Here is a 25,572-nt window from a genome sequence, read left to right as displayed (position 1 = left end):
AAATGAGAATTACCAAAAACCTGTTTTATGGACTATTGCTCGGTTGCCTATACTTAAGTAGCGCAGTCGCCCGGCAAAAGCCAAAAGTGGTGTTGCTGACCGATATTGGAGGGGATACAGATGATGAACAGAGTCTGGTGCGTTTCCTCTACTATGCAGATCACTTCGACATCAAGGCATTGTGTGCTAGCAGCCGGCTGGGTCACGGGCAGGATATTATGCCGGAACTCATCCGGGGGCACCTGATGGCATATCGTGAAATTTATCCCAACCTCCTCGCCCATTCGCAGGAATTTCCACATCCCGATAGTCTTTTGTCGGTCGTCAGAAAGGGGCAGGGGAATTCAGATGATTTTGGTGAAGGGTTTGATACCGAAGCCTCAGAAGCCATTATTCAGGTAGTGGATGCTACAGATGATTTGGTACACATTCCCGTTTGGGGAGGTTTAAGGGAATTGGCACAAGCCCTGTGGAGGATTAGTCAAACCCGATCAGCAGAGGAAGTGGATGATTTTTGCCGGAAGATTCAGGTGCATGCCATCGGGGACCAGGATGGGCATAGGGAATACCTGCTCAGAGAATTCAAGCAATTGAATTTTATCGCCAATGGTTTCGCCTGGCAAGGGTTTACCGGGGTAAGGGAATTGTCCGCCTTCAGGGGCATGTACATGACCGGACAGCAGCACATGCAAAATGGAGACTGGATCAGAGCCAATATCCACGGCAATGGTCCCTTAAGTGAGCGGTACCAACTGCATGGCCATGGAACCAATGGTATGAAGGAAGGGGATTCCCCGTCATTTCTTGGTTTGATTCGGAATGGATTGAACGTTCCCGAACGACCTGAATGGGGTGGCTGGGGCGGCAGGTACCGCCTGCTGAAAGGAAAGCTATTGATAGACGCTCCTGATTATCTGCAGGGTACACTCAATGAGCGGCATTCGGTGGCCCGCTGGAGAACAGCCTTCCAGTCGGACTTTATGGCGCGGGTAAAGTGGGCTCATCTGCCTTATGCAGAAGCAAACCACAATCCTGTGGCTGTTGTAAATGGTCATCTGGGCCCAGATCCCTTGTATATTTCAGCGAAGCCAGGAGACCAGATACGTTTGGATGCCGGTGACAGTACAGATCCTGATGGGCAACAACTGGATTTTTTTTGGTGGGTGTATGAAGAAATTTACCGACCTGCCAAACAATTGCACTTGCATGTGGAAGACCGGGGGGGCGCTGTATCTTTTGAAATGCCGGTAGTTGCATCAGGGCAATCCATACACCTGATAGTGGAAGTGAAGGACAGTGGGCTGCCGACAATGAGCAGTTACAAACGCATCATATTAAACCCAAACCCATGAAGTTATTCTTTTATTTTACTTGCATTGGTATTCTCGTTTCGGCTATTGCCTGCCAACAGAAAGGAATTAAAGTACAGGAAGGAAAATTGGATGACAGTATCAGACCCTGGTCCGAAAACCCGGCTTATTGGGAATTCAAGGGAGAACCCCTATTGCTATTGGGTGCTACTGATAATGACAATTTATTTCAACAGCCCAACCTCAAATCTCATTTGGATAGTCTTAAGGCCATAGGTGGAAATTATATCCGAAATACCATGAGCGACCGGGATCCCGGAGACCTCAGGGCCTATGCTACCGATGATAATGGGATGTATGACTTGAACCTTTGGAATGAGGCTTACTGGAATCAGTTCGACAGTTTGTTGCAATGGACAGCTCAAAGAGACATCATCGTGCAAATTGAAATATGGGATCGATTTGATCATTCCAGAAAGGAGTGGCTATCGGATCCTTATCATCCTGCCAACAATATCAATTACAGTTATGAAGAAGCTGGCCTGGATAGCCTATATCCCAATCATCCCGGGGCAAACGAGCAACCCTTTTTCTACACGGTTCCGGCTCTGGATGACAACTCCCTCTTATTGGACTACCAGCAATCCTTTGTACGCAAACTACTGAGCCATGCCCTTGAATATGATCATGTGTTGTATTGCATCGATAATGAGACCAAGGGGGAAGATGAATGGGCCGTGTACTGGGCTGAATTTATTAAAAAGGAAGCAGGAGATAAAGAAATCATGCTTACCCAAATGTGGGATGATTGGGATATCAAATCCGACATGCACAAACGGACCCTGGATCATCCTGAACGCTATGACTACATAGACATGTCCCAAAACAGCCACAATACCGGTCAGCTCAACGGGGACAATGCCCGTTTTATTTTTAATTATATCCATTCCAATCCCAGACCTGTTAACAGCACCAAGATTTATGGGAGTAAAACGAGCCCATGGACCAATCGGGGAATCGATGACAGGCATGCTGTAGAAACCTTTTTTCGCAACATCATTGGTGGTTTTGCCTCCAGCAGGTTTCACCGACCACCTGCAGGTTTGGGTATGAGCGACCCATCTATACATGCTTTGATGTCTGTAAGGAAATTGGAAGAAAAAATAAAGTTTTGGGAAATTGACCCACGCATGGATTTGCTGTCCGGAAGGGAGGCAAACGAGGCCTATTGCGCCGCAAAAGAAGGTGAAAGATACCTGGTTTACTTTCCTCAAGGTGGAGAGGTGAGCTTGGATCTAAGCTCATTGGAGGGCAATGCATCCCTTCAGTGGCTTTCCATAGTGGATGCGGAATGGCTGGAAACCTCAAAAATTTCAGGTGGGGACACCATTCAGCTAAGCAGCCCGGCGAGCAGCGGCAGCTTGGCTTTAGTAGTAAAAGAATAAAGGCACACCCATAAGAATGGGAAACTCCATAATCAGCAAAAAATTAAACAGTATGAATAGGTATGGTAAGATCGGCTACTTCAATATTTTTTTACTGGTATTTATTATTGCCTCATTGGATGGGGGAAGGGTCTACGCCTTGCAGAACCGCCCCAATATTTTATGGATTTCTCATGAAGATCTGAGTCCTATTTATGGATGCTATGGGGATAGCCTGGCCAGGACCCCAAATATAGACCAGCTGGCAAAGAGCAGTATCAAATTCAATCAGGCCTTTTCCAATGCACCCATTTGTGCACCGGCCAGATCCACCCTGATTACCGGCATGTATGCCATTTCTTTGGGATCACAACACCTGAGGTCTGAAACCCCGGTACCCGAGTCCATGAAAATTTTGCCCGAGGTACTGCGGGAGGCAGGTTATTATACCAGCAATAATGTAAAAACGGATTATAATTTCAGTCACCAGGGCAGGTGGGACGAAAGCAGCAATACTGCGCATTGGCGAAACCGGCCAGAGGGAAAACCTTTTTTCAGCGTTTTTAACTATATGATCACCCATGAAGGCCCTACCAATGCCCTGAGGGATTCAGACATCGAATCCTTGTCCGAATATACCGATCCTGAGCAGGTAATTCTCCCTCCTTATTTGCCAGACAGCCCTAAGATGAGAAAGATATGGGCCCACATGTATGACCTACTGGCGGTTTTTGATCAGGAAGTGGCAGCATTGCTGGCGCAGCTGGAAGAAGATGGCTTACTGGACGAAACCATCGTTTTTGTTTTTTCTGATCATGGCCACGGGCTTCCGGGTCACAAACGCTGGCTGAATAATGCAGGACTCCAGATTCCTTTCATTTTGCATGTTCCGGAAAAATACAAGCACCTGGTCAACCATATTCAGGGCACTGAAACGGAGATGAAGGTGGGATTTGTAGACTTTGCACCTACGGTTATCAGCTTAGCTGGAACGAAAGTACCTGAATTAATGGAAGGGAAGTCTTTTTTGGGAAAAAATCCGGAAGAAAAACCCTATGTGTTTGGTTACAGGGATAGGGCGGATGATTGTTATGAAGTATCCCGTTCCGTATATGATGGCAGGTATTTATACGTGAGACATTTTATGCCGCAGTTGCCTTACTTTCAAAATGCATTGATATTCAACAAGGGAGGGAGTTACGAGGAGATCAACCGGCTTAGGGATTTGGGGTTGTTGCCGGAGCCAGCCAGAAGAATGTATGAAGCAAAGGAGGTGGAACTGCTTTATGACCTGGCAAATGATCCCCTGGAACAAACCAACCTGATTAATGAACCTGAGTTCAATGAATTGATCCTACAGCTTTCCAATGCATTGGACAAATGGATGGTCCGGCACAGAGATACTGGTCTGATTACGGAAGGAATTATGATGCAGGAGGCAAGGGACAAAAATAGTAGCATTTATGAAGTCGCCCGGTCCTACAGCTGGGAAAAGTATCAGGGAATATTGGAAGTGGCCAAGATGGCAGGCAAAGTGTCGGATTTAGAATCACTTCAGCCTTATTTTGAAGCCAGTGACCCGTCTCAAAGATTTTGGGCATTAGTAGCATTGGATGCCTATGAGGAGGATATAACAGCCCTGATGCCGGAATTGAAAGAATTGATGCTGGACGAGGTGCCTGCTGTAGCGATCAAAGCCGCTGAAATCATGGCAAAGCGGGGAGATGATCCCTATGCTTTTACCGTTTTGGAAAGGATGTTGAAGCTAACTGATGAAGTTCAGGTCTTGCAGGCGGCCATCAGCGTACGGCAGCTTGGAGAAAAAGCTGCGCCACTAATGTCAGTGATTCAAGATGAAGTATTTCCCAAATATGCTGGTGATATTTGGGGCCGGTACAAGAGCTGGAGTTATCCCATGTTTATTGGTATGGCCCTGGACCAAACACAGATCAACTGTGGAATGGCCATTGATACACACAAGTAATGGTTTAATGTAAATCATCCATCAGCTGGTCAGATCTCATTAGTTGAAAATTAAAAAAGCAATTGGGAATTCGGAGCAGGTATATGAAAAAGAATTGGTTTTAATTTTAATATTGGGCATGGTTAAAACATAGTCTTTTAGTTAATAATTGATAGGGTAAAAAATTCATTTTAAACCTAAAAAATTGAATTATACCACATAAATATGTAACAAGTGGTTTTTTATTTTAAAAAAGTTGATCTTTTATAATGGCCTTTTATCAAATTTAATACGTAATATAACAGATTGCTTAAATTATTTGATATTTTTATTGCCGGAAACAGCATGTATTTGAAACAAAAAGTCTTTTACCAATAATTTCAAAAGATTTTTTACCGGTTCAATTTTTAATCAGCTATGGATTGTCACTCAAAAAACGGGAATATCTATGAAACGACTTCGTTTAATATGGAGTTGTTTTTTGAATTGTCACTGGACTTATTTGGTGTGGCAGGTTTTGATGGTTATTTTAAGCGCATCAATCCGGCACTAAAAAAAGTACTGGGGTATCCGGATGAAATTTTATACGGCAGGCCCATCAATTCCTTTGTTCATCAGGAGGATCTGGAGGCTACGGTGGAAACCCGGAATTATATCATATCAGATGGTACTCCCCTGCTTAATTTTGAAAACAGGTATATTACCCATTCCGGTGACATCATTTGGCTGTCCTGGACTTCCGTACCGGCCAAGGAAGAAGGCCTTATCTATGCGGTAGCCAAAAACATTACGCATAAGAAGAAATTGGAGGCGGATAGAAATGCGCTGATTACCAAACTCACCCAGTCCAATGAAAAATTAAAAGAGCTTACCTTTACCACCTCCCATGATTTGCGGTCACCGGTTAATAACCTGCTTTCCATTTTCAGTATTTTAGAAGAATCAACGATGGAGCCTTCTGAAATACTTGAGTTTATTGAATTGATGAAGCATTCGACTGAGGGCCTGAAAAACACCCTGGACACCTATGTGGACAACCTGAGTCAGAAGGACGTACTGACGGTACTGGTTGAACAGCTTGATATCAATGAAGTCATGGACAAGGTGAAAAACTCCATAAAATCACTGATTGAAATCTCCAACACCAAAATAGTGGCTGATTTTTCTGCAACGGATCAGGTGAAATTCAATAGGGCGTATTTGGAAAGTATTTTTTTAAATATGTTTACCAACTCCATTAAGTATGCCAAGCCTGGAAGCCATGCCATTATCTTGGTTTCTACCAGAACCAGCAATGGTTCCACGCAGTTGGTTTTTGAGGATAATGGCATCGGGTTTGACATGAAGCGCGTAGGTGATAAGGTTTTCGGTTTTAGGGAAACCTTCCATAATAATGCAGACAGCAAAGGAATAGGCTTATATTTGGTACACAACCATGTCACCTCCCTGGGTGGGAAAATTGATATTGAAAGTGAACCCAATAATGGCACGCGGTTCATTATTACTTTCAGGAATTAATTTGATTAGCCTTATCCTATCAGATTGAAACCCACCAGGTAAATTGTAATTATTATTTTGGGGGAAGATGGCTTCGACTCCGCTCAGCCACCTTTCGATGGCGTTCTGCCTTTATTCTAATCCTATGGGTACATTATGAACATCCCGCAATAGGCATTTGTGCTTTGGTATAAGCTCAATGGTTAAATTCTTTTATTTGATTTTAGTCCTGGAAAGGTGTTAAAATACCATGCTTATCTGCTAAGATGGTGGAAGATTAATCAGGTACTTCAGCTTACTTTTACCTCCCTCACATCATTCACTTCAATCCCTTGGTTTCTAAAATTTCAAAGTTGTGCAAAATTGAATTAACCGGCAGGAAAATGGATGTAATACTGTCATTATTGTTGGTATTATCTATCAATTTTTCATTTTCCGCCTGTTCACCGACCGAAGAAAAACCGGATTCCCTTCTGATGGAAGAGGGCTTCCTAAATCCGCCTAACGAAAGCAGACCTCTTGCCCTGTGGACATGGATGAACGGGCATATCGATACAGTAAAACTACTTTATGAATTGGAGGAAATGAAAGATAAAGGCTTTAGGGGAGCAATTATCTGGGATATTGGTGCTCTCATGGATCCCGAGGATATGATCCCGGATGGTCCGGCCTTTCTTGGACCTGAATCGCTCAATTACTTGTCTTTGGCTTTGGACAAAAGTCATTCATTGGGCCTGGACCTGGGCATTAGCTCGGCCAGTAGCTGGAATTCCGGAGGTGAGTGGGTGGACATTGCTGACGGGAGTAAAGAGTTGTTAAGTACTACCGAACAGGTAACAGGGCCTGCTGCGATCAAGCCAGCTACTGAAAATCCGGAATCAGCCAGGGGAAAGGCAGAAAATTGCAAAAAGCTTTTTGTGATGGCTATTCCCCAAAACCCTGATAAAATTTATTCGCCAGAAGAAGTCATAGTTTTCCCGGCAGGTGAAAAGGATGGAAAATTAGCGGAAATTCAGCTACCTGCCGGATCCTGGGAACTGCTGTCCATTTTTAGTTGCAATACCATGCAACATTTGGTGGTCCCGAGTCCAAATTCAACAGGCTTGATCATTGATCATTTGAGCCAACAGGCTACTGAAAATCATTTTGAAGCATTGCTTTCCAGAATAGATCAGGCCAGCACCCCTGAAAAACAATTTAAGTTCATTTTTATTGATAGCTATGAGGTATGGCAAATGATGGACTGGACACCAAATTTTCTGGCGGAATTCGAAAACCGATATGCTTATGATCCCAGACCCTATATTCCTCTCTTACAAGGGTTTGATCATTCAGATTCTCTGATACAGGTAAGGTTTGAATCTGACTACAGGCGCCTGGTAAGTGATTTACTGATCGAAAATCATTATGCCCAAACAGTTGAAATTGCTGAGCAGAGGGGCATGCAAATGATCACCGAGGCCGGGCATGGAGGACATCCCAGGGTGGAACCTTTGAAAGCACTGGGACATTCCCATATTCCGATGGGCGAGTTCTGGAACCGGCAGCGGCATTGGGTAACCAAAGAAGCAGCCAGTGCAGCCCACATTTATGGAAAAAAAGTAGTGGCCGCCGAATCGCTAACCGGTTGGAATCACTGGCAACATGGCCCGACGGACTTTAAACAGTTGATTGACATTGCTTTTTGTGAAGGACTGAACCAGGTGGTGTTCCATACCTTTTCTCACAATCCTGAAATTGCCGGCAAACCCGGCTTTGTTTACCACGCTGGAGAGCATATCAATGTCAATGCTACCTGGTGGGAAATGGCCCGCCCATTTATGGATTATATTGCAAGAAGCTCCTACATGTTGCGGCAGGGAAATTATGTGGCAGACGTCCTGCTGTATTATGGTGATGATGCCCCTAACCTGGTGCCTCCCAAACGGTTGGATCCGAATTATACACCCGATATGCCTGGACTGTTTCCGGATTATTTTTACGATGAATCCAAGTGTCCCCATTGTGGAAGGCCCAGGCCTGTCAATCCTGGAAAATTGCCTGGCTATGAATACGATTACATCAACGAGGATGTGATCACCAGCAGGTTGAAAACAGAAAACGGTGCATTGGTATTGCCAGAAGGTCAGGCCTACAAAATACTGGTGCTTCCGGACCGCATGGACATATCTCTGGAAGTATTGCAGCGTCTTGAGCAACTGATTTTCAATGGAGCAATAGTCCTTGGCAGAAAGCCGGAAAGAGCCTCTTCCCTGAAGGGGTATCCGGAATCAGACAAAGAAGTAAAAAAAATTGCCGATCAAATATGGGGTAATAGTGATGGAGAAAAGGTGTTTTCAAATAAATACGGGAGGGGTACCATTTATTGGAGGAAATCGGTCAGGGAGGTGCTGGATGAGCTTTCTATTCTACCAGACATGGAGGTAATGGGCATTGATAACCATGACCTGCATATAGATTTTGTTCACCGGCAAACCACAAGTGAAGACATCTACTTTATATCCAATAGCAGTGAAAGGCAGGAGAAAATCTCCATTAATTTCCGGGTAGATGAAAGCAGGATACCGGAAATATGGGATCCGGTTTCGGGTTTGATTCAACGCAAGGTTAGTTTCTCAAAGAAGAAAGATGGTATAATGCTGGAAATGATCATGGATCCTCTGGCTTCCAGGTTTGTAGTTTTCAGGGAGAATACAAGTGGTATAAATGACGCTTCCTTGCACACCGACTTACAATTTGGTTTTCAGGAAGAACCGGAGGCAGATGATTCGGTTGAGGCAATGGATATTTCCACCCAATGGACGATTGCTTTCAATCCGGAATGGGGTGGACCTGAGTCGATTCAAACAGATTCACTTGCCAGCTGGACGGAGTCAGAAAGTGAAGGGGTACAATTTTATTCCGGAACGGCATCCTATTCCAGGGAATTTACCCTTGATGAAGAAATGGTGTCCCCCCAGAAAGAGGCTTTTATCACTTTCGAAGATATTCAGGAAATGGCCCGGGTTTTTGTCAATGGTAATGATTGTGGCATCGTCTGGCTTCCACCCTATACCACCCGTATTACCCCCTTTCTGAAAGCGGGAGCAAATACAATCACCGTTAAGGTGGTCAATACCTGGAACAACCGTATTGTAGGGGATGTCAGGAATCCGGATAAAATTTCCTATACCCGTACCAATGCCAATATAAAATTCAACGAAGATTCCCCATTATTGCCTTCAGGCTTGATGGGTAAATCACAGATCAAGTTTATCAATAAATGACAGGCCTATGAAATGCTTTATGTACCGGAAAATGTGGTGTAGCATTCTTATTTGCATTGCTTTTTGCTGTAATGCCCTCGCACAAAATAAAAAGCCCAATATCATATATATTATAGCGGATCAGTTGCGGGCATCGGCCCTGGGCTATGCCGGAGACCCCAATGCCAATACCCCAAACCTGGACCAGCTCGCCCAAAAAAGTTTTAACTTTAAAAATGCCGTTTCTGTGATGCCGGTTTGTACGCCCTACAGGGCTGCGCTAATGACTGGCAAATACCCCACCACTACCGGAATGTTTTTAAATGATCTTCACCTACCCTTATCGGAATATGGGCTGGGCGATGTGCTGGCAGATCGTGGTTATACCACGGCGTATATTGGTAAATGGCACCTGGATGGGCATGGCAGGCATTCATTTATTCCTCCCGACAGACGCAGGGGATTTGAGTATTGGAAGGTGGCTGAATGCGATCACAATTACAATCACTCCCATTATTATACAGGAGATTCCGACGAAAAGCTTTACTGGGAGGGTTATGATACCTATGCCCAAACCAGAGATGCCCAACAATATATGGCAGATCAGGTAGGAAAAGAAAAACCCTTTGCCTTATTTTTGTCCTTTGGTACACCCCATTTTCCTCATCACACGGCCCCTGAAGAGTTGAAACAGCATTACCCCCTGGAAGACATTGTCTTACCTGAAAATGTACCTGAATCCATGGTTGATGGGTTAAAAATAGAAGCGCAGGGTTATTATGCCCACTGCGAGGCTTTGGATATCAGTATCGGAAATTTACTATCGAGTCTGGAGGAATTGGGGATCAGTGAAAATACGGTCATCGTATTTACTTCAGATCATGGAGAAATGATGGGGGCCCACGGGGTCAGGGCAAAGGCCAAGCAAGTGGCACTGGCGGAAGCAGCCAGGGTGCCCTTTCTGATACGGTATCCTGAGCTGAATGGGAATGCAGGAAGGACCATAGAAACTCCTATCACCACTCCGGATATTTTTCCTACCCTGTTTGGCATGCTGGATCTACCCATTCCAGCTACTTATGAAGGGGACGATCTCTCTGAAGTACTTACCGGTAATAAGGAAATTAAAAACCATGCTGTGCTCTACATGAAACTTGCTCCCTGGGGAGTTGGCGGTAGTTATGACAGGGAATACAGGGCCATCAAAACCTCCCGCCATACCTATGTTCGCTCCCTTGACGGGCCATGGTTGTTGTTTGATGACATCAATGATCCCTTACAGATGAACAATCTTGCAGAGAATCCTTCACATAAAAAGCTGGTCGGAGAAATGGACAAACAACTCTGGAAATTGCTAAACAAGTTTGGGGATGATTTTAAACCTGCCCAATGGTACATCGACAGGTGGAACCTTAAGCCGGCATCGCACGGAAGTATTCCCTACAGCAATGATGGCAAAGATCAGGAAAACCCACAATCTCCCAGACTGACCAATGGTACTTCCTGAGGTACTTTTTATATCAAAAAGTAGGCAGGGGAAAAATCCTTTGCTAAATTGATTGAATTGAAAAAAAAGATTAATCCATGAAATCGACACGATTAAAATAATTATTAAGCATACAGGGCAATGATTATTTTAATCGTCAAAGATTCCATGTGGCCTCTTAAAAATAAATTATAAACACATGAAAAAATTTCTTGTACCTGTACTTGTCTTAAGCTGGCTGTTCGTTTCCTGCCAGAAAGAGGAAGTAGCCCAAAAACCCAATATCCTTTTTATCATGACTGATGACCATACCCAACAGGCTATTCACGCTTATGAAAAGGGTTTGTTGGATAGTGTTTATTTCCCCAATATGGACCGCCTGGCCAAAGAAGGAGCTTTGTTTAAAAACAGTTTTGTTACCAATTCTATTTGCGCGCCAAGCCGGGCCGTCCTGCTTACGGGTAAATACAGTCATCTGAATGGTAAGGTGGATAATGTGGGGCCCTTTAACTGGGATCAGATGATATACCCCAAACTGTTGCAGGAAGGTGGTTATGCTACCGCTCTGGTCGGAAAAATCCACCTGGGAGGTAAACCCCAGGGTTACGATTATTCCCTCACTTTACCCGGTCAGGGGAATTATTATAATCCGGAATTTATCAAAAACGGAGAAGAAGAACTGAAGTTTCAGGGACATTGTGAGGCCTTGATCCCTCAGTTTGTGGTGGACTGGCTGGAAAACGATTGGGACAAGAGCAAGCCTTTTGCCATCAACTACCATCCCAAAGCACCGCATCGTAACTGGATGCCGGAAGAAAAATACCTTTCCTACCTGGAGAATAAGGAATTTGAATTTCCTGAAAATTTCTTTGACGGATATGAGGGAAGAGGCACTGCCGCAAGGGAACAGGAAATGGAAATCGTAGACAACATGTACTGGGGATGGGACATGAAGTTTGAAGAAAACCCCTTCACCGGAGAGCCCAGTCGGCTGGCAGCTCCTTTTGCCCGCATGACGGAAGAGCAGATGGAGGCTTGGAATGAAGTATATGGGCCGGCAAATGAACAATTCCTAAAAGAATTTGCCCCGGGGGATGAACGCATTACTGCGCTTCCCGACAGTGTAGCACTTGCCAAATTTATGTTTCACAGGTACCTCAGGGATTACCTGAAGGTGGTGAAATCTGTAGATGATGGTATAGGTAAAGTACTGGACTACCTGGACACTCAGGGGATTCTGGACAATACCATAGTGATTTATACCTCAGATCAGGGTTTTTATTTAGGAGAACACGGCTGGTATGACAAACGCTTTATGTATGAACCATCCCTAAGTACCCCGTTGTTGGTGAGATACCCAAAAGAAATTAAAGCCGGCTCAGTAGTAGAAGACATGGTGATGAACCTGGACCATGCGCCTACTATCCTGGATTATGCAGGCATTGAAAAACCAGGTGACATGCAGGGAGAATCCTGGCGTGCCATTGCGGCAGGAGAGGATTCTCCATGGAGGGACGCCATTTATTACCACTATTATGAATATCCCGGACCCCACAGCGTCAAACGGCATTATGGGGTACGGACAGACAGGTATAAACTGATTCATTTCTACTATGACATTGACGAATGGGAAATGTATGACCTGGAAAATGATCCGGGTGAAATGAACAGTATCTATGGGGATCCGGAATATGCCGAAATACAGGAAATGCTACATACCCGCCTGGAAGAATTACGGGAGCAGTATGGGGATTCCGATGCACTGAATCAGCAATATATTGACCGGAGTTTATCAAAAAATTAATCCTTTGCTGATGGAACTTATCAAAAAAGGTAAATCAATAATTTCTGAATCCTGCACCTGGGTTGCAGTTTTTTTGGGATTAGCATGCCTGAGCTGTCAACCTCCCGATAAAAATGCTGCTGCTAAAACTGAAAAGCCGAATATCATCTTTATTCTTACCGATGATCAGCGATGGGATGCGCTGGGTTTTGCCGGAAATGAGATCATCCATACACCCCATATGGATCAGTTGGCCAGTGAGGGCTTGTATTTTGAAAATGCTTTTGTCACCACACCTATCTGTGCGGCCAGCCGGGCTTCCCTATTTACTGGATTGTATGAACGAACCCACAATTTTACTTTTGGCAAGCCACCATTACAGGATGCATACATGGCCAATAGTTACCCAAAGCTTCTTAAGGATTCCGGTTACCGGACTGGTTTCATTGGGAAGTTTGGGGTAAAGGTGTCTCCGGGTTTAGAAGATACCATTTTTAGCCAGACGAAGAAAACATTTTGGCCATATTTGAAAGAAGTGGAGGGAAAGGAAATTCACCTGGCGGATACCAATGGGGATTTGGCCATAGATTTTATCAGGAACTCAGGAAATCAGCCCTTTTGCCTCTCCCTTTCCTTTTGGTCGCCCCATGCTGATGATGGTGCAGAAGAGCAGTATTTTTGGGCGGACTATACGGATCATTTGTATCGTGATGTGGAAATACCGGTGCCTGCCACAGCCGATCCTTCTTTTTATGACAGTTTGCCTGATTTCTTGCAAAACACCTTGAACCGGGAAAGATGGTATTGGCGCTATGATACGCCTGAAAAGCACCAGCAAATGGTGAAAGGATATTACCGGATGATCAGTACCGTGGATAGCGTCCTTTCAAGAATCAGGGTCTCTTTGGAAGAGGAGGGTATTGCCGATAATACCGTCATCATCTTTATGGGGGATAACGGGTATTTTCTGGGAGAAAGGGGCTATGCAGGAAAATGGCTGTTGCACGAACATTCCATCCGGGTACCCCTGATGATTTTCGATCCGCGGCAACCGGAAAAAAACCGGAAAAAGATCCATTCTCAGCTGATAACAAATCTGGATGTATCGGCAACCATTCTGTCCCTGGCAGGAGTGGAGGTTCCTGGAAGTTACCATGGAAGTAGTCTGACAGCATTTTATAAGGGGGCACCAGCCGATTGGCGGTCAGGTGTGTTTTTGGAGCATCGGCTGGAAAATAATGAAAAGCTGCTAAAAACAGAGGGTTACCGGGATGATGAATTTAAGTTTATCCGGTATGATGACAGTGATTTGATAGAGTTATACCATCACAAAACTGATTTTAATGAGGTCAACAACCTGGCTTCAGATGAAAAATATGCAGATAAGGTAGCCTACTATTCCAGTAAATGTGATTCCATTATCCATGAATTAATGCTACAAAGGGTAGCGAAGCAATGACAGCACAGGCCAACATACAAATATGCCCGATTCCTTTCTTCAACTCAGGGGATATCAGGATTTTGATTCGCCCGGATTGTTGTTTAATCTGAACGAAGATCCCGGGCAAGGAATAAATCAGTATGAATTATACCCTGAAAAAATTGAAAGTATGGAAAGATTGATTCCTGAGAATAAAGCAAAAGGATATCTAATCAATAAGGACGGAAAGGACCCAATCGAAACAATATATACCTGGCTTTTAAACAATGAAAATTAGACATTTATATATACTCTCTACGGTTATCCTGCTTGTAGCTTTATCTTATGCATTATTCTCTAATATACCCAAAGAAAATACCGTTTCCGCAAATCAGCCAAATGTAATTCTGATAATGTTGGATGATTTAGGCTATGGTGATATACAGGCTCACGGCAATCCCTACCTGAAGACCCCTCACCTTGATCGCCTGCATGGAGAAAGTGTCCGGTTTACAAACTTCCATGTGGACCCCAGCTGCACGCCCAGTCGCGCGGCGATCCTTACCGGTCAGTATTCATCGCGGTCCGGAGTCTGGCACACCATAGGAGGAAGGTCCCTTTTGCAAAAAGATAAAATTACCATGGCTGAAATATTCAGGGATTCGGGATATGAAACCGGGTATTTTGGTAAATGGCACTTAGGTGAAAATTATCCTTATCGTCCTATGGACAGGGGCTTTACGGAAACCCTTGTGCATGGGGGAGGGGCATCAGCAGTTCATCCCGATTATTGGGGAAATGATTATTTTGATGACATATACAAGAATAATGGCGTTTTTAAAAGATACGAAGGATATAGTAATTCCGTATGGTTTGATGAAGCTTCAAAATTCATTAGAGAAAATCAGGATAAACCGTTTTTTGCCTATATTTCTTCCAACATTCCCCACGCTCCCTTATTGGTAGAAAAAAAATACGCTGAGCCATACACGGCTGACTTGTCAGAACGGATTGCCAATTACTATGGCATGGTGGCGAAATTTGATGAGGATCTGGGAAAATTTCTCAAAGAACTTGACAGGGTAAATCTAACGGAAAACACCATTCTGATATTCATGTCAGATAATGGTCCTGGCCCCTGGTTTGGGGGGATTATACTTGATGATGATCTTTTTGTGAAGGAGGGCTATAATGCAGGCATGCGGGGAGGCAAAATAAGGGGATATGAAGGCGCGCACCGGGTGCCGTTTTTTATCCGCTGGCCATCTGGAGGTGTTGGAGGGGGTAAGGATGTTGATAAACTTGCCGCTCATTTTGATATCCTGCCAACGCTAATTGACCTGGCGGGCCTTGAAGCACCTGAAAATGTTGAATTTGATGGCATGAGCCTGCAACCATTACTCCATAACCCCAAGGATGATTGGCCTGATCGAACCCTCTTTGTCCATAATCAGCGTTTGCAATACCCTGTAAAATACAAGGATTTTCAGGTCCTGACCGAGCAATGGAGATTGGAAGGACGTGAAAAAAAGGAACTTTATAATATAAAAAAGGATCCAGGGCAAAAAAATGATGTTGCCAATAAACACAAGGATGTGGTTGATTTGCTGACTAAAAAATATGAGGATTGGTGGCAGGATATTTCAGTTGATTTTGATCTTTACAATAACATTATCATTGGAAATGAAAGGGAAAACCCTTCCCTTATCTATGCCCACGATGCATTGAGGAATGATGAAGGATTGGTCTGGGCTATAGATGTGGAAAAAGAAGGTTTGTACGAATTTGCCATTTATCGCTGGCCTTTGGAATCAGCAAGAAGAATTGTGGAAAGTGAAGGGGCTACTTTTCGCCACAACATGCCTCCAACTTCAACCATTTATACCAACAGGTTTCGCATTGAAGACGGCGAAAGGAGGGAAGATGCGCAGATAAATAAAGCGCATCTGGCTATTGGGAATTTAGAGAAGGAGGTAGCAGTTACCGATGCGATGACTTCTTCCACATTTACCGTTCAATTGAAACCTGGAGAAACTGCCCTAAAAGCATGGTTTAGTGGAGACAAAAAGTATGGTGCAAACTACGTTAAAATCCATTATATTGGACCGGCAGTTTTTGATAATCCCTCTGCTTATCAGGCTGTACATCCCGACAAATGGTTAAGAGACAAATGACCCATACTACAAGCGACCTTCTTGACCAAGTTATGGATGTATCACAAACCAGTATTAAAACCAAAAAAAAATACGATCGATGATCAATAGAAAAAACGCTACTTTGGTATTACTTTTCAGCTGGATTTTTGCGCATGCACTGAGTGCCCAGGAAGTTAGCTCATTTGAAGACCTGAAAAAGTTTGGAAAACTTCCGAAAAACTGGAGCCTTGTCGGAGGGGTTGGAGCCGACTGGAAGCACGAGGCCTTTCTTTCCACCTTTGAGGGAACCGAAATCCTGGTAAACGAGCCCACAGCCAAAAACAGGGAACACCTGCTGTCCGGTTTTGAGCATGGAGATATGGAATTGGAACTGGAGTTTATGGTTCCCAAAGGTTCCAATTCCGGCATTTATCTTCAGGGACGTTATGAAATTCAGATACTGGATAGCTGGGGTAAAAGTCATCCCAATTTTGGAGATGCCGGAGGGATATACCAGCGGTATGACGAAGAAAATCAACAGGGATTTGAAGGCAAGGCTCCCAGAACCAATGCAAGTAAGGCTCCGGGTTTGTGGCAGCATTTAAAGATCAATTTTGAAGCTCCCGAATTTGATGCTGCAGGTAATAAGATAAAAAACGCTAAATTCAATCAGGTGTATTTGAATGGTGTTTTGGTCCATGAAAACGTGGAAGTGACAGGCCCCACCCGATCTGCCATCTTTGAAGATGAAGAGCCCAGGGGGCCCATTATGATTCAGGGAGACCATGGTCCTGTGGCGATCAGAAATATCACTTATAAGCTATTTGATAATCCGGTACCTCCAATCATCGATCTCGAATATGCCTATTTCAAGGGGAAGTTCCAATCTCCTGAGGAATTCCAGGATAAAACCCCGAATCAGAAAGGCAGCTTGAACCAAATTACCTGGGATCTGGGCCATGGAATCCTTGATTTTGCGTATGTTTATTCGGGGAAGCTGGAAATTCCCAAATCCGGCACCTATACCTTTTCCCTGAATGCATTTGGCAAAACCAGTCTTTATGTCAATGGAGAAAATATCCTGAGCGATGAAGTACAATTCCCCGGAAATACTCCCAGAAGTAATTCGGTAGCGCTGTCGCAGGGATCTGTCCCATTTAAATTGATATTCTATAAAAACAATTATCCTGGTAGAAGGCCACAACTCGGTTTTTTTATTTCAGGACCGGGAATCAAACAAAGCCCCTTACATGATCCCAACTCTTTCATTGAACATGTGGTGCAAAAACCTTTCTATTTAGAACCCTCTAATGAACCCATAGTGTTTAGAGGATTTCTTGAGCATGGGAACAAAGTAAAAACCCACACTGTCAGTGTTGGGGAGCCAGAGGGTCCAAATTTTGCTTATGATTTACAGCAAGGTTCATTGCTTAGTTTTTGGAGGGGAGGATTTCTGGATACTTCCCCCATGTGGCGGCAAAGAGGGCAATCCCAATTGATGATTCCAAATGGAGCCTTGATTGAACTTCCCGGAGGACCTGCCATTGCCAGGCTTGACCAAAATAGCAGTCCCTGGCCGGACTCCCTCAGCAGTGAGTTGTTCCAGATACAGGGTTATGCGTTAAATCGGGACAGGCGCCCCACTTTCAGCTATGAATTTGGCCAAATCAAAGTGAGGGATTTCTTTGAACCTGAGATGGATGGCAAAGCTTTGACCCGCACGATCAGCTATAGTAATCCTCAAAAAACTACTGATATATGGGCCAGAATGCTTGCGGCTGAGAAAATTGAGTCTTTCGGTGATGGTGTATACAGGGTCAATCAGGGTCAATTTTATGTAAAACTACCTGAAGCCATTCTTCTAAATACGGTGATTAGGGATACTGATTCAGGGCAGGAACTTATAGTCCCATTATCCGAATTGGGAGAGGAAGGTCAAATTAAATACAGTCTTATCTGGTAGTGATAACAAAAGCATGAAGTAATTTATATAACCAATATTATTGGAAGATTAGCGTATGAAAATTGATAATAATAGCCTATTTACCCGGACTTGTACTTTGGTTTCTTACCGTAAAAAATTTACCTTCTGTAAATTTTTCAGCTTGTCTATGGTTGCCTTCTTACTGCAGCTGTCACTCGACTTACAAGCTCAGGAGCCTGCCCAATCGGATCCTGGTGCACCAAAGGAGCAGGATTATTATTCTATTTTAACTGTTCCCATTCCTGATGGGATAGAACTGGAAGTGGGTGGTTTGGCTGTAACTCCGGATGGAAGTTTGGGTGTGGCCACCCGAAGGGGGGAGGTCTGGTTGGTAGAGAATCCTTATATGACTGGTACGCGTATTCCCCGATTTACCCGATTTGCTGAAGGCTTGCACGAACCTCTGGGTCTGGCCTACCATGAGGGTAGTTTATTTGCCAGTCAAAGGTCGGAACTAACCAAATTAACAGATAGAAACGGAGATGGGAGAGCGGATACATATGAGACTATCGTTTCCTGGCCTCTTTCCGGGAATTACCACGAATACTCCTATGGTCCCTTATTCACCCCGGAAGGAGACATGCTCGTTAACCTGAATTTGGGTTGGATAGGACACGGCGCCAGCCTGGCCAAATGGCGGGGCTGGATGATGAAGGTCTCTCCCGATGGAGACATGAAACCAGTAGCTACCGGAATGAGGTCACCTGCAGGTATGGGATATAATGCAGAAGGAGAGGTGTTCTATGCTGAAAACCAAGGGGATTGGGTTGGTTCGGGCAGGATTACCCATGTGGAAACCGGCGACTTCGTGGGTAATCCCGAAGGCCTTGTATGGACTCATTTGGACGAATCTCCTGTTACGTTAAAACCAGAGGACATACCAGATACAGGGGAACCCATGTCAAAAGTTGCTGCGGATATTCCCGGATTCAAGACCCCTGCGGTATGGCTGCCACATGGGCTGATGGGCATTTCTACCTCTGATATACTGTTGGACAATTCCGGTGGAGCTTTTGGGCCTTTTACGGATCAACTTTTCGTTGGTGATCAGGGACACAGCAAGATTGTACGCGTCTACCTGGAAAAAGTAAACGGTGTTTATCAAGGAGTAGCTTTCCCTTTCAGAGAGGGTTTTTCTTCCGGAATATTGCGGATGGTATGGGGAAAAGATGCATCGCTCTTTGTGGGCATGACCAGCAGGGGCTGGAGTTCTACAGGCAAGGAGCCTTTTGGCTTACAAAGATTGGTTTGGACAGGCAAAGTACCCTTTGAAATAAAAACGGCAAAAGCCCGACCAGACGGGTTTGAATTGGAGTTTACCAAGCCTGTAGATGCGTCCGTAGCCCAAAATATTGAGGCGTATCAACTATCCAGTTTCAATTACAAGTACCACCACAATTACGGCAGCCCGGTAATCGAACTGGAAGACCTGCTGCTAAAAGCAGCCCTGGTTTCTGAGGATGGACTAAAAGTAAGATTGGTAGTGGATGGAATGAAGGAGGGCTATATCCATGAAATTAATGCTGAAGGAATCAGGTCAAAGGAAGGCATGGGTTTATTGCATGCTGTAGGTTATTATACCCTGAATCAAATTCCGACCGGGGAAAAAGTGGATCTTTCTGAAATCAGGGAAACAGCTGCCAAGCCCCATGCAGCGCACCAAAACGTAGCCGTTGCGGACTCCAATGAACCAACCCCGGATAAGGCTACTTCAAATCAAAGTAAACACTTGACGGAAATGCCTGGATCCTGGACCAATGGACCCGACGAACGCATTACGATGGGCACAAGGCCGGGATTGAAATATGATAAAGATTTTTTCGAAGTAAAAGCTGGAAGCAAAGTACAAATCACTTTCAATAATAACGATGACATGCTTCACAACCTGGTGATCGTCATGCCAAACACTGCCATCGAGGTGGGAGAGGAGGCTTTAGAAATGGGCTTGGAAGGTTCTCAGAAAAACTATATACCCAATTCTGAGGATGTGCTTTTTCATACCAATATCCTTTCACCTGAAAGTTCAGAAACCATCTATTTTGAGGCTCCCACGGTTGCCGGTGATTATACCTATGTGTGTACCTTTCCGGGACATGCGTACGTGATGCAGGGGATTATGAAGGTAACCGAATAAAAGTGAGCATGGTTGTTCCTTTGAAAGGCGTCTATAAAAAATGGTAAAATAGCCCCAAGTTTTTGGGGATATTTTGCGTTTCATTTTTTGTCATCTGCAATTCCATGCAGTTAATCGATAGCTATGTGTAGCCCCATCAAGCTCGGTTTCATGGTGCCTGAATCAAGAAGATTTTAAAGCGGTGGTATGGTAGTTCTTAATGTGAGGACCAAGGAACAACCTTGCGTAGATTCGGATAAGGGCAATTCCCCCGAAAATGAAACTGATGGCATTGAAAGCTGCCAATATGTACTGGTCTTCGTGGATATGGCTGAATAACAAATCTACCCCTATGAAGGTAGGGCTGATGGGAAAGCCCATTAGGGCCAATGCTGCCAGTAAAAAAACCAAGGCAAGCCTGGGATGCTCATACACATGCCCATAATATTGATTGAGGTCAAAGTAATCTTTTTCTTTATTCCTTAAGCGTTCCAGGACCCAATATCCTATGACTCCCGATACCACCACCCCGCTGAGGTATATCAGCGTTTGCTTATAATCGAACGTTTCATTAAAGGCCACTGCCAGGGCTATGCAGAAATGGTTGGCCATCACCAACATCAAAGCCAGTCTGGGGTGTTTTCTTTCCGAAAAGGCTTTGAATACCATCATCAAACCCAAAAAACCAAAAAGCCCGGGTAAGTAGTATCGGCTTATTTCAGAAGCAAAATCCTGATTGAAATACAACAATAAACCGAGTAGAAAGAGGGGTAAAAAATACCGAAACAGGTTTTTGGGTGTTAGGAAATCAAGTTTTCTTCCCAACTTTTTGATGGGTTTGAAAACCAGCAGGTTCAACAAGGTATCCAAATGCCATTCTTTCAGAGATAGGATATAAAGACTGTAAGCCAATCTTTTGGAGAAAGTATGCTTCAGTGGAATTGGTTTGGGTATGAAATGGTAAAACTGATCCCTGATCATATAGGCAACTACCGAAGGAGAGACCAATAGCTGGTAAGTTCTGAGGAAGGCATTACCTGCAAAATGAATCAATACCAGCATTTGCAGACCCAAGGCTATTTCGATAAACATGATCCCGATCTGTGCAATGGATGCGTAGGCAATTTGGGTTTTAATAGTCGTCTGCACCCTTGCAATTGGATAGGCAAGCAATGCTGTCAGCAAGCCTAACCCCCCAATTAGTATTCTGGCCGTCAGTTGATGCTCCCAAAAGGGGAAGGTTCGAAGCAGGAGAAAAACCCCAAAATGCACGGACAGGGAGCCATAAAATATGGCAGAGGAGGGCGTCGGTCCTTCCATGGCCCGAGGTAACCAGGAGGAAAAAGGAAATTGCGCGGATTTGGCAGCGGCAGCGATCCACAAGCAAATCGCGATAAATAGCCCAATTCCACCGTGCATGCCCATTTGTTCGGAAACAAGATCTTTATCCAATAATTTGATAAAGCTGATGTTTTCTTGCCATAGATGGTGGCTGGCCCACATAGCTAGAATGATACCAATATCTCCAATCCGGTAGATGGAGAAAGCCTTTACGGCATTCCTTACCGGCAAATAGCGATCCCGGTAAAAAGCGATCAACAGGAAGGAAGCGATTCCCAGCATTTCCCATCCCAAAAATAAGGTTTCGAAATTTCCAGCTACCACGGTAACAATGTAGGCAAGATAGAAAAAGAGCAGCGTATTAAAGAACCGCTTGTATCCCTCCTCAAGATGCAGGTAAAACCGGCTGTATCTGGTTATCAGAAAAGTAATAAATGCACCCACCCATAGAAAAGCCGCCGTAAGGGTATCAAAATAGAAATCCAGTAAAAACCGGTAGTCTCCGTTGTTGTAAAGTTCCCAGTCTCCGATGTTGATGGGATGCATTCCCATACTTACCCAATAGCAAATGTATCCCGAAATTCCCACTAGTTGCAAGCTCACTGATACAAAAGCCAACCTGGAAAAGCTATTTTCACGACCTCTTGGAATAAGTAATGAAATTAAAAATGCTGCCAGTGGCATTAAGACGAATAAACTGATCATCAGATGATTTACCATGGCGTTAGGAAATTAAGAATACGGGCAAGTTTTCGGAGGTAGAAGCCAGGAGTTCGTCGAGGTTTTGAACGGTGTCTATTCCCTTTGTAACTGTTTGGTATTCCATAAATGCGCCTTTTTTGAAAACATAGGCCCGTTTACTTTCCGGATGGATACAAACCAACTTCACCCAATCGTTGGCAAACCATTCATAGGTTTGCTTTTGGATTTGGATGATTTTCAAAACGATGTCGGGGAAATGCTCGACGGTAATTAAAATCCGGACTGGGTCATGAATATTGACCATTTGCAGAGGCAATCCTGTACGCAAATCCCCGTCCATCCCATTGGCCACACCTATCAGGCCCATTACATTGTGGGGTAGCTTACTTCCAGCTCCTAACCGGTCGTTATCTACTTTAGAAAAATAGTATTCTAAATTGATTCCACCGCATACCGGTGCTACCGCCTTGAGTATGCCCAACAGGTAGCTTCCTTCCGGATCAATTCGGTGATCGTATGAGTTTAGGAAGGCACGTTTATCTAAAAATAAGTGGCGGTTATTCTCCCGCTTTCCAATGACACAGAGTGCATTCGTTGCGTGGTTCCATTCCGGTCTGGTTACAAAAAGTGACATGGCTCTTTTTTTTACCTTTTCATGGACCTTCCTGGCCACCTGACTGGAGTTGACGGTATGAAACCTTCTGGATCTTTCCTTTGCATTGTAATCCAAAGCAGTGTCGAAGGTTTGTTTGTTTCTTTCGTGCAAGAGTCTGTTGGCACTGATCAGAATCTCCTCATCGTAAAATTCCATTTCGTCTCTTGTGGTGTCATGCAGCCCGCCGACAAACTGTGTAGTTTCCGGAATAAGGATGCCTCTTTTGGTCAGAATCTCTCTCACTTCCGACATGTTGCCAATAGCAGCAGCTACCCGGGCATTGACCGATCCGGACCGTCCGCTACAGGCCCCACAATCGTATCCAGCATAATGCGTATTGTTTACCGAACTCGCCCCATGGCCGATGACATAGACCAACGGTGCAAAATTCTTCACGAGCCCTATGCTTTTCAACAATCCTTCTACTGCATTAGCCATTTCTTCTAAAGTGAAACCTACCTGCAGACCCTGATGCAGGTGTTTGTGATTTTGAGCACTGATACTAAGTTTTCCTTTGGGATCCATATGCTTGAAAGACGATACCATGGCAGGTGTTTCCGAGGGGAAAAAGATGCTTTTGGCCAATTTCAATGCGGACCAAAAACCAACCGTTTGACTTATTGCCCATCCTCCAAAAATTCCCTTGGTATGCTTGCTGAAATGTACATCCTTTTCATGTCTGATTTTGGATTCGGTTTCTTTAATCAGATGTGTTGGAGTGATTGGCGCCGGACATACTTTAGTCATGAACTTTCCATGTTCGGGCTGAAAGTAGAAAGGGAGGTTAAAGAAGCCCGCAGTGCCAAAGGTTTGCGCCTCCGGTTCAAACCGTTCCACGTAGCGTCGGATAGAACAACACCTGTCATCTATGCAGAACATCGCCTGAAAAGTCGCCGCTTTTTTAAAATCTGCCTCGTGGCTTAACTGGAGTCCCTTGATGACCTGGTCATAATAGGTCCATTCCAAGGTTTCTTGCCATAATTTATGAATGTCGAAAAATTCCGAATAACTTATTTTATCGAATATCAGGGGTAGATCAGATGGAATCCATGCTGCCAAAGCGGCCCAACTCTTCCCCCTTCTTCTGTCCAGTGCATCAATTTCCAGCAGACACTCCAGAAAAATCAGATCTTTGAGGCTGATTTTCCTTTTGTCCAGCAGACCGCTATCATTTTGCTCCAATACTGCTACCATACCCGACCAACCCGGGTGGGCAAATTGCTGGTCGAAAAGATACTGCCCATGGTATCTCTCATTTCCTACCAGTAACTTCAGCAAATCCTCCAATTGAGTATGGGGGTCCAGGAGAAGTTTTCTTGCCCGCTTACTTTTGATAAAGGTGCTGAAACTGTTTTTTTCCAATTCCCTTATTGCGGTTAAAAATCCTTTGGTTTTTGCCGGGAACCTCCAGAGAGCAATTCCCTGATCCAAATAGGAACTTACCAACCTAAATAATACCTGATGGACCTCCTTGTCCAGATTGAGATGGTATGCTTCTCTCCAGAGTTTTCGGATTTGTCCCACCCTCGGCTCCGGATACGTCATTACCGGCTGGTGAAGCAACAAGTTTATCCAATGTGTCAGTTCATCTGCTCCTTTGTGGTTGAGAATCACCCGTTCCAGAATTTCCGCGTTGATTTTCTTTTCCTGATAGCGTTTTCTGAAGTTTTCAATATTCCAATAAACCTTGTAACCAAAGTTTTCTGCAGCTTCCTGCAGGGCCTGGTGGAAAGGTAAGTACTGGAAAGCATGCAATGTATTGTGATGCACAAAATCCTTTAGTGGGGACTGTGCAGGTAGGTAATGCGCTAATTTCCTGATAACTTGATCCAGGTCAGATGACACGTCCTGCGTCATAATTTAGATTATTTAAGGTAGACTAATAAATCGCAATGACTGAAAAACTCAGTTTTCTCCCTGCTCTTAATCCAGGTCTAAACGAAGATTTTTAAAGAGTAGGTACAAAGATACCCTGTGATAAAAGATGAATGAAGGATTAAAAAACAGGTAGGACTTCAGGATGGATTGCTGCCCTCGGAATCCACCGGATATACTTGCCATATTTTGGCTTTGGCTGGGTGATTTTTCTTCCCTATTCTCCTCCTCTTTTTCTTTGATTTTCTCCCGAAAATAACCAGCCATTTTTTCAGGGACCTGTTGGGGCTGAGTTTGGGAGACCTGTGGTGGAGAGATGGAAGCATACCCTTCATCCAAAAAAGTACCTGGTAGCTGGAGACTATGGAATGAAAAGAAAACTACAAAAAGCATCACCACTAATATACCTGAAGCAGGGCATTTTCTATGGTTCTTTTCTTTTTGATGTTTGCTTGACATTGCTTTCGGTTAAAATCGAAAAGTAAAGTAAATGGTATATAAACGAAGAATTTTTTACTTTTTTATAAAAGCAAAAGTAGCCTTATGCCTTTTGCCCGGTGGTGACATCCATCACAAATGGGTGGTATTTAAAATGAATTTTCTCAATCCATTTTTTATCAGGAATAAAAGTAAAAAGAA

15 protein-coding genes are annotated in these 25,572 nt (G+C 44.2%); 12 read left to right on the top strand and 3 right to left on the bottom strand.

Features of this window, described 5'->3' with window-relative positions; translation table 11 throughout:
* Positions 1-2: 2 nt before the first annotated feature.
* From G9Q97_RS15415 to G9Q97_RS15360, 12 genes are all read left to right on the top strand, one after another.
* Positions 3-1,352, top strand: a complete 1,350-nt coding sequence (locus tag G9Q97_RS15415) for a nucleoside hydrolase-like domain-containing protein (protein WP_166148358.1) — start codon at positions 3-5, stop codon at positions 1,350-1,352.
* On the top strand, positions 1,349-2,755 hold the full coding sequence (locus tag G9Q97_RS15410; RefSeq protein WP_166148356.1) for a putative collagen-binding domain-containing protein: 1,407 nt from the start codon (positions 1,349-1,351) through the stop codon (positions 2,753-2,755). The genes G9Q97_RS15415 and G9Q97_RS15410 overlap by 4 nt, the downstream gene beginning before the upstream one ends.
* A gap of 52 nt (positions 2,756-2,807) precedes the next feature.
* Entirely contained in the window at positions 2,808-4,718 is a 1,911-nt protein-coding gene (locus tag G9Q97_RS15405; protein WP_166148354.1) for a sulfatase family protein, read from the top strand.
* A gap of 396 nt (positions 4,719-5,114) precedes the next feature.
* Positions 5,115-6,215: a PAS domain-containing sensor histidine kinase gene (locus G9Q97_RS15400; protein ID WP_166148352.1), complete on the top strand. Its 1,101-nt coding sequence runs from the start codon at positions 5,115-5,117 to the stop codon at positions 6,213-6,215.
* Positions 6,216-6,577: 362 nt separating this feature from the next.
* Entirely contained in the window at positions 6,578-9,460 is a 2,883-nt protein-coding gene (locus G9Q97_RS15395) for a glycosyl hydrolase (RefSeq protein ID WP_166148350.1), read from the top strand.
* 7 nt (positions 9,461-9,467) lie between these two features.
* A complete protein-coding gene (locus tag G9Q97_RS15390; RefSeq protein WP_166148348.1) occupies positions 9,468-10,946 on the top strand; it encodes a sulfatase family protein in 1,479 nt (492 codons plus the stop codon).
* Between the two features lie 178 nt (positions 10,947-11,124).
* Complete coding sequence (locus G9Q97_RS15385; RefSeq protein ID WP_166148346.1) at positions 11,125-12,729, top strand: sulfatase family protein; 1,605 nt, start codon at positions 11,125-11,127, stop codon at positions 12,727-12,729.
* Positions 12,730-12,739: 10 nt separating this feature from the next.
* Positions 12,740-14,167 carry a sulfatase family protein gene (locus G9Q97_RS15380; RefSeq protein ID WP_166148344.1) on the top strand — a complete coding sequence of 476 codons (1,428 nt, stop codon included), beginning with the start codon at positions 12,740-12,742 and terminating at the stop codon, positions 14,165-14,167.
* A gap of 22 nt (positions 14,168-14,189) precedes the next feature.
* Positions 14,190-14,426, top strand: coding sequence for a hypothetical protein (locus tag G9Q97_RS15375; RefSeq protein ID WP_166148342.1), 237 nt, complete (start codon positions 14,190-14,192; stop codon positions 14,424-14,426).
* Positions 14,416-16,302 carry an arylsulfatase gene (locus G9Q97_RS15370; RefSeq protein WP_166148340.1) on the top strand — a complete coding sequence of 629 codons (1,887 nt, stop codon included), beginning with the start codon at positions 14,416-14,418 and terminating at the stop codon, positions 16,300-16,302. The genes G9Q97_RS15375 and G9Q97_RS15370 overlap by 11 nt, the downstream gene beginning before the upstream one ends.
* Positions 16,303-16,381: 79 nt before the next feature.
* Entirely contained in the window at positions 16,382-18,226 is a 1,845-nt protein-coding gene (locus G9Q97_RS15365; RefSeq protein ID WP_166148338.1) for a family 16 glycoside hydrolase, read from the top strand.
* A gap of 148 nt (positions 18,227-18,374) precedes the next feature.
* A complete protein-coding gene (locus G9Q97_RS15360; RefSeq protein WP_166148336.1) occupies positions 18,375-20,381 on the top strand; it encodes a plastocyanin/azurin family copper-binding protein in 2,007 nt (668 codons plus the stop codon).
* A 162-nt stretch (positions 20,382-20,543) separates the two neighbouring features.
* On the opposite strand, the gene G9Q97_RS15355 is transcribed toward G9Q97_RS15360, so the two are convergent.
* The 3 genes from G9Q97_RS15355 to G9Q97_RS15345 all read right to left on the bottom strand — a co-directional run bounded on the left by G9Q97_RS15355 (position 20,544) and on the right by G9Q97_RS15345 (position 25,392).
* Positions 20,544-22,421 (bottom strand): proton-conducting transporter transmembrane domain-containing protein, encoded by a 1,878-nt coding sequence (locus tag G9Q97_RS15355; RefSeq protein ID WP_166148335.1) that lies wholly within the window; start codon positions 22,419-22,421, stop codon positions 20,544-20,546.
* A 4-nt stretch (positions 22,422-22,425) separates the two neighbouring features.
* Positions 22,426-24,915, bottom strand: coding sequence for a YbcC family protein (locus tag G9Q97_RS15350; protein WP_166148333.1), 2,490 nt, complete (start codon positions 24,913-24,915; stop codon positions 22,426-22,428).
* A gap of 66 nt (positions 24,916-24,981) precedes the next feature.
* Positions 24,982-25,392, bottom strand: a complete 411-nt coding sequence (locus tag G9Q97_RS15345; RefSeq protein WP_166148331.1) for a hypothetical protein — start codon at positions 25,390-25,392, stop codon at positions 24,982-24,984.
* Positions 25,393-25,572: the final 180 nt, after the last annotated feature.

Origin of the sequence: Cyclobacterium plantarum (genome assembly GCF_011290685.1) — a bacterium.
GTDB lineage: Bacteria > Bacteroidota > Bacteroidia > Cytophagales > Cyclobacteriaceae > Cyclobacterium > Cyclobacterium plantarum.
The sequence above is the reverse complement of the archived record's forward strand: the minus strand, read 5'-3'. Positions and strand labels throughout refer to the sequence as shown.

Coding starts and splice junctions, on each gene's coding strand:
- G9Q97_RS15360 (WP_166148336.1), top strand. CDS start 18,375: ATGGTTGCCTTCTTACTGCAGCTGTCACTCGACTTACAAGCTCAGGAG.
- G9Q97_RS15370 (WP_166148340.1), top strand. CDS start 14,416: ATGAAAATTAGACATTTATATATACTCTCTACGGTTATCCTGCTTGTA.
- G9Q97_RS15415 (WP_166148358.1), top strand. CDS start 3: ATGAGAATTACCAAAAACCTGTTTTATGGACTATTGCTCGGTTGCCTA.
- G9Q97_RS15365 (WP_166148338.1), top strand. CDS start 16,382: ATGATCAATAGAAAAAACGCTACTTTGGTATTACTTTTCAGCTGGATT.
- G9Q97_RS15385 (WP_166148346.1), top strand. CDS start 11,125: ATGAAAAAATTTCTTGTACCTGTACTTGTCTTAAGCTGGCTGTTCGTT.
- G9Q97_RS15390 (WP_166148348.1), top strand. CDS start 9,468: ATGAAATGCTTTATGTACCGGAAAATGTGGTGTAGCATTCTTATTTGC.
- G9Q97_RS15350 (WP_166148333.1), bottom strand. CDS start 24,915: ATGACGCAGGACGTGTCATCTGACCTGGATCAAGTTATCAGGAAATTA.
- G9Q97_RS15375 (WP_166148342.1), top strand. CDS start 14,190: ATGCCCGATTCCTTTCTTCAACTCAGGGGATATCAGGATTTTGATTCG.
- G9Q97_RS15355 (WP_166148335.1), bottom strand. CDS start 22,421: ATGGTAAATCATCTGATGATCAGTTTATTCGTCTTAATGCCACTGGCA.
- G9Q97_RS15395 (WP_166148350.1), top strand. CDS start 6,578: ATGGATGTAATACTGTCATTATTGTTGGTATTATCTATCAATTTTTCA.
- G9Q97_RS15380 (WP_166148344.1), top strand. CDS start 12,740: ATGGAACTTATCAAAAAAGGTAAATCAATAATTTCTGAATCCTGCACC.
- G9Q97_RS15400 (WP_166148352.1), top strand. CDS start 5,115: ATGGATTGTCACTCAAAAAACGGGAATATCTATGAAACGACTTCGTTT.
- G9Q97_RS15345 (WP_166148331.1), bottom strand. CDS start 25,392: ATGTCAAGCAAACATCAAAAAGAAAAGAACCATAGAAAATGCCCTGCT.
- G9Q97_RS15410 (WP_166148356.1), top strand. CDS start 1,349: ATGAAGTTATTCTTTTATTTTACTTGCATTGGTATTCTCGTTTCGGCT.
- G9Q97_RS15405 (WP_166148354.1), top strand. CDS start 2,808: ATGAATAGGTATGGTAAGATCGGCTACTTCAATATTTTTTTACTGGTA.